5 protein-coding genes are annotated in these 9,010 nt (G+C 43.6%); 2 read left to right on the top strand and 3 right to left on the bottom strand.

The window, feature by feature from the left end:
• The coding region (locus EOPP23_RS14130; RefSeq protein WP_194842612.1) for an Ig-like domain-containing protein at positions 1-3,098 on the top strand (3,098 nt) is incomplete at its 5' end.
• A 94-nt stretch (positions 3,099-3,192) separates the two neighbouring features.
• A complete protein-coding gene (locus EOPP23_RS14135) occupies positions 3,193-4,527 on the top strand; it encodes a TolC family outer membrane protein (RefSeq protein WP_153766659.1) in 1,335 nt (444 codons plus the stop codon).
• Between the two features lie 8 nt (positions 4,528-4,535).
• Here the strand turns inward: EOPP23_RS14135 and EOPP23_RS14140 are convergent, their stop codons facing one another.
• The 3 genes from EOPP23_RS14140 to EOPP23_RS14150 all read right to left on the bottom strand — a co-directional run bounded on the left by EOPP23_RS14140 (position 4,536) and on the right by EOPP23_RS14150 (position 7,886).
• A complete protein-coding gene (locus EOPP23_RS14140) occupies positions 4,536-5,555 on the bottom strand; it encodes a protein DA1 (protein WP_153766660.1) in 1,020 nt (339 codons plus the stop codon).
• Positions 5,556-5,667: 112 nt separating this feature from the next.
• Positions 5,668-6,810 carry a site-specific integrase gene (locus EOPP23_RS14145; RefSeq protein WP_153766661.1) on the bottom strand — a complete coding sequence of 381 codons (1,143 nt, stop codon included), beginning with the start codon at positions 6,808-6,810 and terminating at the stop codon, positions 5,668-5,670.
• Positions 6,810-7,886 (bottom strand): DNA-binding protein, encoded by a 1,077-nt coding sequence (locus EOPP23_RS14150; RefSeq protein ID WP_153766662.1) that lies wholly within the window; start codon positions 7,884-7,886, stop codon positions 6,810-6,812. The genes EOPP23_RS14145 and EOPP23_RS14150 overlap by 1 nt, the downstream gene beginning before the upstream one ends.
• Positions 7,887-9,010: the final 1,124 nt, after the last annotated feature.

The following is a 9,010-nucleotide window of genomic DNA, read 5'->3' on the forward strand; positions in this document are numbered from 1 at the left end:
CGGTTGCCACCACCGACGACACCCTGGACGAGAACAACGAAACCGTTGATCTGAGTATTGGTGGTGAGACTGCCACCGGCACCATTGTTGATAATGACCACTCACCAATAGCCAATCATGACCCAGAGTCAGATATATCAGGGGGGCTACGAGGTTCTTATTATGAATACAATGATACGAACAACCCCAATCTAACAACTCTTGCCCAGATTCTCGCTCATATTAATTCAACCAATCCTCAGGCCAGGTTTGTTTCGTCAGAGATTAATTATGGCTATACGGACGATGGTAATGGTAAATACGATCAGGGTGAGTCTGTAGGTAGTGGCGATTTAGCTGATACGGTCGGTAATGACAATATTCCAAGTAACCTTAGAAAATTCCTAAATCAAAACAGCGATACTGTTAACGGTGATGGAAACACTCTTGTAGCCGTAAACGGTGGTGCGACTAATGAAGCAACAGATGGGATTATCCTGCTAACAGGTACTCTCAACGTTCAGGTTGCAGGTACATATAAGCTGAATGTTGCTCATGATGATGGTTTTGCTGTTTATATCGATGGGCAGGAGGTTCTTGCTTTTGATGGTATTACAGGGCCAAAGCAAACGGGTCCAGTATCAATTAGTCTGACTGAAGGTGATCACAGTGTTGTCGTTGTCTATTGGGATCAAGGAGGAGAGCATCTTCTTGATCTGCAGTTAAATGATTCTAATGAGACGAATATCTGGGTTCCGGAAAATTTGTCTCATAGTAGTAGTGATCCAATTGTTACCAGCGAGGATCAGGCGATAACGTTCAGTGTTACCGATAATGACACTGATGAGGATGGTAACCTTGATGAGACTTCTGTTGTAATTGTAACTGATCCTTCAAAGGGTCAGGTAAATGTTGATCCTGTAACAGGTAAAGTAACGTATACGCCTAATCCAGACCAGTTCGGTCAGGATACGTTTACCTATACGGTAAAAGATACGTCAGGAAATATTTCTAATGTAGCAACCGTTACAGTGACCGTTCTACCTGTTAACGATGATCCTGCGCTCATAGCTGGTTCCATTACTTTTGATGAGGACGTAGTCACCGGAGGACATAGTGTCGGCTCAGGAGTTAGTAACTTACTTTCAAACGTAAACGATATAGATGATGATAATTCTATAATCAAAGTGGGTATGTTTAAGGCTACAGAGAATGGAACCGCTGTCAGAGCGGATGGCTCTAATCAGCTTCTGGTTACAATGTCGTATATTGACAAAAATGGTGATCTACAAACTTTAGAGTCAAAACTACTGGTTAAAAGCGATGGTAGCTATATATTTGGTAGTTCAGCATCAAGTGCTGATGATATCAATGTATTACCTGAAGGAGTCGTTGCAACGGGAAGCTTCTGGTATACGGTTATTGATGACAGCACAGGAGAATCAGATTTTGTTCAAGCTAAAATTCGAATCAATGGTGAGAATGACGACCCTGTAGCAACCAGTGATGTGAATTCAGTGGAAGAGGGTGCGAGCCTCACCGTAGATGCTGAAAACGGTGTGATTCTTGGTGGAACTCCTGATAGTGACATTGATGGTGGTGACCTTGTCGTTTCAAACATTTCATCAGGCAGTGTGAGCAAGGCAGTTCCTTCTGGTGATACGGGTGACCAGATTCAAGGTGCGTATGGAACGCTGACAATTTACTCTGATGGTAGTTATAGCTATACAGCTACTGCGAATGCTGTGCCTTCAGGCTTGGTTGTAGTGGATACATTCACATATACCGTTAATGATGGCAGGGGCGGTCTAGATACTGCTGAGCTACGGATTACTGTAAATGGTATTGAGATCAATGCGCCAACCGTTGAGCTTGCTGAAGACACTGGTCTTCAAGATCTTCAAAGCACTAATCCAGGACTGAATATATCCTCTGAGGAAGGTACTACTGTTCTATTTAGTCTTGATGGCGGTAATACCTGGACATCCAGTTATGACCCTGTGCATGGGGCGAATACTATTTTGGTTAAAGCTGTGGACAGCGCTGGTAATGAATCGGTATCGAGTGATCCATTAACCTTTACCTATCTCGCCCCCAACCAAAATAGAATGATTACAGCTGGTAATGTCTCTAGCACACACTTAGGTTTTCAGGTTACCGCTTTAGCCATATCAGATCTCGTTTCTTCTGATCCGCGTAAGGGTGTATTGGTAGATGGAGACGTTATTGTGAATGGAAGCCCAAGTGGTTTTGGTGTTAGGGGTAATACTGCTAACGACTCAAAAGGTACTGCAGAAATTGGTTATCACCATGCTACTGGCTTATCAGAACAGCTAATTGTTAATTTTGATAATCATATTCAACAGGCAACGGTTAAACTAGCATGGCTTGGCGGGTCAGAAGACGCTGAATATACACTTTATCTTGATGGTCAGGAAGTAGGAAAAGGACGAACTACGGCGAATGCAAAAGATGAAGAGATCAATATAACAGGCAAAGTTTTTGATCGAATTATATTTTCTGCACCTGGTGACCCAGAAGATACTGATAATGATTACCTGATACAGAAAATTACCTATGTTGAAGTCGACAAACCTCATAATGTTATGGGTGATATCAATAACAATATTCTCGTGGGCAGTAAGGATGAAGACCTTATTGAAGGAAAGGCCGGGAGTGATACGCTTATTGGTGGTAAGGGTAATGACCAGTTGAATGGTGGTGATGGTTCGGACAGATTTGTTTTTAATCTGAATGATTTGATAGATGGTGCAACCGTTCAGATTGACAGAATTACAGATTTTAAAGTCGGCAATATAAGTGATGACCTTGATGCAGATAGAATAGATCTTTCTGAACTGCTGATAAGCTCAGATCTTTCAGATATAGAATCGTTTATTAGTGCGGCTAAAAGTGAAGGGTTAAACGTTTCTTTTGAGAACCCGGCAGAGACTGTAATCACGTTTGATGGCAGTTTGCCGGCTCAATCAAACCTGCAAAGTTTGAAAATTGTTCTGGAAGGTCATGCCCAAGGCAGTTGGGATGATAGAGGGGATGGTATTGTTAGTGCAGATGACGTACTGCATCAACTTATCAGTAACGGACAATTGATTGTTTAATTCTGACATAAATACTAATTAGGCCGTGTTTTGCTGTCACGGCGAAAATATAAATAACAATAAAACGAAATGCAGTTTTCAAGGAGAGGAAAACATGGCTACTACAGCAGTCAGGGGGCTATCAGTCGCAGTTGCGCTTGCCACACTACAGATATCGGGTAATGCAAATGCAGGTTCTCTGGTTGAGTCGGTCAACCTTGCTCTGGCCAGTAACCCTGAAATCGCTATTCGCACCAGTGAAGCCAGTGCCCGTAGGGATGAAGTTCGTCAGGCGGAAGCAGGCTATTTACCGCGGGTTGATTTGAGTGCCGGAATTGGCTTTGAAGACAGCCGAAATGCTACGACATTGAACGACAGTGATCTTAAAGATAAGCATGCGCAGCGTACTCGTCGTGAAGGTGCAATTACTCTGAGACAAATGTTGTTTGATGGTCTTAGAACAAAAAGCGCTATTTCCCAGCAGGCTGCAAGGCATGCATCAGCCAAAGCGGATGTTTGTTTTATTTCGGAAGATATTGCTCTGCAGGCAGCACAGGCATATATAAATGTACTCAGGGCTCGCCGATTGGTTGAAAATGGACGTGTAAATCTTGATAACCACGAAAGGGTTGTAGAGAAAGTACGGAAAAAAGCCAAATCCGGTCTGGGTTCAGATGCTGACTTGGTTCAAGCTCAGGGGCGTCTGGTACTAGCTCAGGCTAACCTGATTTCTCTGGAAGCTGCTCAGGGTGATGCTGAAGCGGTTTATAGAAAGACAGTAGGCAACCTGCCAGATAGCTTTGATCATCCTACTTCCCCCTCTACTGTTCCTGGCGATCTTGATGTGGCTATGGAGACAGCAGCCGGTAATCACCCAGGTCTTAAATTGGCAGCGGCCGATGTGGAGGCTGCAGAAGCACTTTATAAATCCAGCAAGAGTGCCTACTATCCGACGTTTACGGCTGAACTGGGTGCAACCTGGGGTAAAGACCAGGAAGGTTCTAAAGGAACCATTAATGATACTACTGCCATGCTTCGGATGAATTACAACTTGTATAACGGTGGTGCTGACAAGGCTCGTAAAAGTCAGACCGCTAACTTGTTGAATGAGGCGATAGAGGTTAAAAACAGAACTCATCGTCAGGTTGATGAAGAAGTCAGACTGGCCTGGGTTGCGGTTACATTCGGCCAGAATAGACTGGATGCCCTTGCAGCACATGTACGTTCAGCTGAGCGAACCCGAGATTATTACAACCAGCAATTTGATCTGGGTACAAGAACCCTGCTTGACTTACTCGACAGCCAGAACGAGTTCTTCACCGCTCAGAGTGCTTATACCAATGGCCAGAACGATCTGATGTATAATCAATATCGTCTGTTAAGAAGCACAGGGTCGTTGTTATCAAGTTTGAATGCTCGTCTTCCGAATCAAGCGGCACATTGTATGTGATGTTTTGATTAATGATAAAAAAAGGCAGACCAGCGAGTAGGGAAGCAGCCTTTTTCTTTAATAAAACTCAGCAGTGTTTTCAAAGGCATCAGTTTTAGTGATGCCTTTGCTTTTCTGAATCCATCGCCGTAAACAGGGTCGTCACTGTTTTCTATTGCCAGCCTTCGGTATTCGGCATCTTTTGTATCCAGCCCTTTCAACCAGCTGTATTCCATCATGACACACATACCTTCTTCTATTTGTAATGGCAGATCATAATATTGGTTGTAGAAGAACCAGGCGTGGGTCAATTCGTGTATGGCAACGGTTCGAAAATGTTCTTCTGGCAAATCTTTCTGAATCAGTATGTCCTGAAAGTTCCTGGCGATAACATTACCTCCTGCAGTCGTGGTGCTCCAGCGGGCGAGGCCGAGAATAGGGCGCTCATTGTGGAAGTTGTGACGACTGGCTTCTCTGAGTTCGTCACGGCCACAGAGTGTGACTGGAGTGCTGGACTTATGAAGGATTAAGCCGACGGAGGCTAACGCTGATTTCATTTCAGCGACAATTCTGTCTGCCTGTTGTTGAGTGCTGACAGAACGCAGATTACAGATATTGCAGATCACCAGTCCGTCCGGGTACTGCATGCCGCCATCGGTGATCTGCTTGCAGACTATGCGTCCGCAACTGGAGCAGTTGGAATATCTCTGATGATTCGGGCAAAAGGAATTGCCCCAGAAATCAATCATGTATTCGGAGGGTAATGGTTTACGACAGACAGAGCAAAGAGGGTGATGTTGTTTTCGATAACAAGGAAGGTGCCAGGGCATGCCTTCGTGTTCAATGTATTCCGACTTGATGGTTTTTCTGCAACCAGGGCATTTCAGACAGCGAGGGTGAAAGGGGCGACCACCGAAGGAAACGAATGAGCTGTCTAAAAGTGGCTTTTTGCAAGTGCGGCAGTTAAAACAGTGGGTATGCCAGTGACTGCCCAGCGCTTGCAAGCCATTACCGTGGATCGGTTTTCGACAGTTCTGACAGGTTGCCATGCTGTTACCGTGTGATTGCCGTTTGAGATATACAGGTCAGAGCTGAAATCTTCCACTGTATATCTCAAAGACTATCGGCTTAGGTCACTAACAGGTTAGAAGGGGTAGTGGCCTAATACGCCAAATGGTGTTCCGAGACCAACTGTCTGAGTCGTTTGGCTTCAGTATGGTAGTACTGGCTGGTTGTATTGATTGAATCGTGGCCGGCAAATATCGCCAGATCTTCAATGTCCATTTTACGAGCAAGATGGGTCAGGGCGGTATGTCGCAATGAGTGAAAAGGCATTTCTACAAATCGTTGCGCAACTGCATCAGTCTCACAGCTTTCTGCGCAGTATTGCATGAATCCTTGCCACCAGAACCTGAGCCCTCTGGAGCTGAGGTTACTCAGCGCCCCTGCTGACTTACGAGTGCGGGGTGCCAAAGGGAATTTGTCACCTGTGATCCCGTTGTAGCCATAAATGCCACGGTACTGTTCTATTAATTGCAAAATGCTGTCATTAAGTGGCAGCTGACGCCTTTTTCGACCTTTACCGAGTACGGATATAAACAGTTTTCCTTCTGCGTCAGGATGAATGTCATTACAGCTGTGTCCTGTTAACTCGGATTCACGTAATGCCAGGCTGTAACCTAGTGAGAGTATAAATCGTGTTCGGTTTTTCTCTTTTTTCTGCTTGTCAGTGTTCTCGGGCATACTTTCAAGACATGAAAGTACGTGCTGCCACTCATTATCGTGAAAGAAACGAATGACGGTTGAGCCTCTGGCCTGCTTCTCGCCGGATCGTATCAGTGAGACTGCCGGGTTGCCGGATGTATAGCGGTTCCTTTCCAGAAAAGAAAAAAACGACGACAGCACATCAATGATCTGATCGGTACTCTTGCCTTTTTTAATACTGTCACGAAATAGAACTCTCTCTGGCTGTCCCGAGAGAATACCCGGCTTCAGCCAGTGCTCAGGAAGATTCTGTAGGTGGTGAAGATACATTTGAAGATGCTTTAATCGAACCTGTTGATACCCCGAACTCATTTCTTTGTAGAGCCAGGCAGTGAAACGAACAGTTTCACGTTCATATCGGCGAAAAGTTTCTGATGAGCGAGCGGAAGCCTTGTTCAAGAACAGTGTCAGGATTTCACTGTCGTTACTGGCACCAGCAAGGTTATCCGCCAAGGCTGGTATACTTTGTCGAAAGTCAGTACGATTTTGTTTTGCTGGTAGAATCTCTGCCATCTCTTTATCGAAAACAGGCAGGTTCATCAGGATTTTTCCATCGGTCTGCTGGCTTTCTCAAGCGCCATTTCAAGAGCTTCCCGATAGCCTTTCTGTTTTTCCAGTTCTATTTCCAGCTTTACCATTGAGTCTGCTTTGCCTCGATAGTTTTCCAGATCCTTTTCCAACTGTCTGGATTTTTCTTTCAGTGCAGGGACGAAGGCCAGCTCTTTATCTTTATCCTGTTCTTGCCGGATAAGTTCTCGAACTGTGAGTGTAACCTTCTCGGCAGGTTGATTGAGTAGTAACGAGAGCTCTGTCACATAGGTGTTGAGCTGAGCAAGTGGTTTGAGTTGCTGTTTAAACTGGTTTCTTTCCTCGCAGGCATCAAGGTAGGCTTTTGATTTGTTTTCAAGACGAATATGCAGATCGTTGCGCTCTTTTTCCATGGCAAGGGCTGAGCTCTTCTCTTCTTTCAGCTGAGCTTCCAGATCAGAGCGTAACCGTCGTTCATTATCGACCATTTTGATCCAGTGGTTGATCTGCCCCTGATATTGGTTGTCCAGCTTCTTTTCCTGAGCGGTCAGTGCGTGTGTCTGTTCCGACTTCAGCGTTTTGAGTTGTTCCTGTAGCTGCTCATTGGCAGTCTGTTGAGATTGGTGTGACGACTCTTCAACAGCGAGCTTTCTTCTCAGCTCTTCGGTTTGTTGCTGGAGCGCTGTTTTTTCCTTAATGAATTGCTCGCGTTCATTCTTTAACTCTTCCAGTGATTGCTTGAGCTGAATCTGATCCGTCGTCATCTGGTCCAGTGTCGCCTGAAGCTGATCAATTTCCTGATTGGCGTCTTCTTCAAATTGCCTTTGTGATTCTGTTGCCGTGTGACGCCACTCCAACAGAGCGCGTTTTAATACTCGAACCAGGTCAGCGGGCAACTCTTCATCGACTTCCTTTTCTGCGTCATCCAGAAAGCGCCATTCGTTGTAGTGCGGCAGAACAGTCTGCTTACCCATTTTTGCCAGTCTGGCCACTTTGTCTGCATTGATACGTTCGCCATTGGCTTTCATATCGTCCAAAACTCTGAACACCAGTTCTCTGCGCTGTATTTCCTTGTCTGAAGTGTTCATTCGCTGGTTACCTACCTTTTAAGCTGTTTCTAAATACTAAAACTAACTAACAATACCAGTATTATAATACTGGTATTGTTAGTATTCAAATAAAAAAACTACTACCGGTAACTGAACTTACCGGTAGTAATTGCTGGTTTTATCTCGGTTTTTATAAAATGAACTGATTTGCAAGGAAGGAAGAGTTGAAGGCCAGTTTATGGGGTGATGTGGTTAAGATTTGAACAGTCGCCAATAGTAAGTGTCTCTGATAGCGCTGATACGCCTAAAAGCAGATTCGATATAGAGAAAGATAAATATGGATGGCGTATCGACACCAGAGCCTCCTTCACGGAAAAGACAGTATTTGGATGATGCTCAGTTGAACGGCGCTGACAAAGGTGAGGAGTCTGCGAACAGCAGGGTGGGCCGGGGCACCTGTGACTGGAGAGCAGGGCGCTTTTTGCAGATGCATGTTTTTCTAGGGTCAGAGGTAACCTTAAAGCTGGCAATGTCTCGCATTCAGAATTTGGTTGGATCGATTAAAAGATCCGAACACTATACTGGTAAGATCACTTAAAATAAGAGCTTTGCTGCAAAGACATTTTTCGATGATGTAAAGGATAATAGTGTTGCCTGGAAAGCGAAAAATATAGAAGAATTAACAACTAGAGAATAGAAGTCTTAAAATTTATACAAACATTTTTATTATTAAAGAATTATGCAATATGCTTTAAGTTAATATTTTATAAAAATATTGTTATTAGTGTTGAGTTTTATTTCCTTATATGGATTCTTGGTTGCTTATTTATTGGTGTTGTTTTTATTGGATTAAGTTACTTCTCCCTTTCAATGTTGTCTATTGCAAAAATTAAAATAAGAACAATTATTCATTTCTGAATATGAATATTTGTTCTTATTTTATATTCATTGTTAATCTTAGCGTTTGTTTTTTTAAAATAATTTATTTCACATAATATGCATTTTAAAAACTATGATGAATGCGAAGAAATAATACTGTGCATGTTCTATTTTGTCTTCTAACCCTGACTTTGTGTATAAGGATAATGACTTTGTGTGAGTAGAAAATATTTCATTCACCTTTGAAGATAAAAATAAACAGAGGATTCAACAGGAGGTGCTGT

Origin of the sequence: Endozoicomonas sp. OPT23 (assembly GCF_009653635.1) — a bacterium.
Classification (GTDB): domain Bacteria; phylum Pseudomonadota; class Gammaproteobacteria; order Pseudomonadales; family Endozoicomonadaceae; genus Endozoicomonas_A.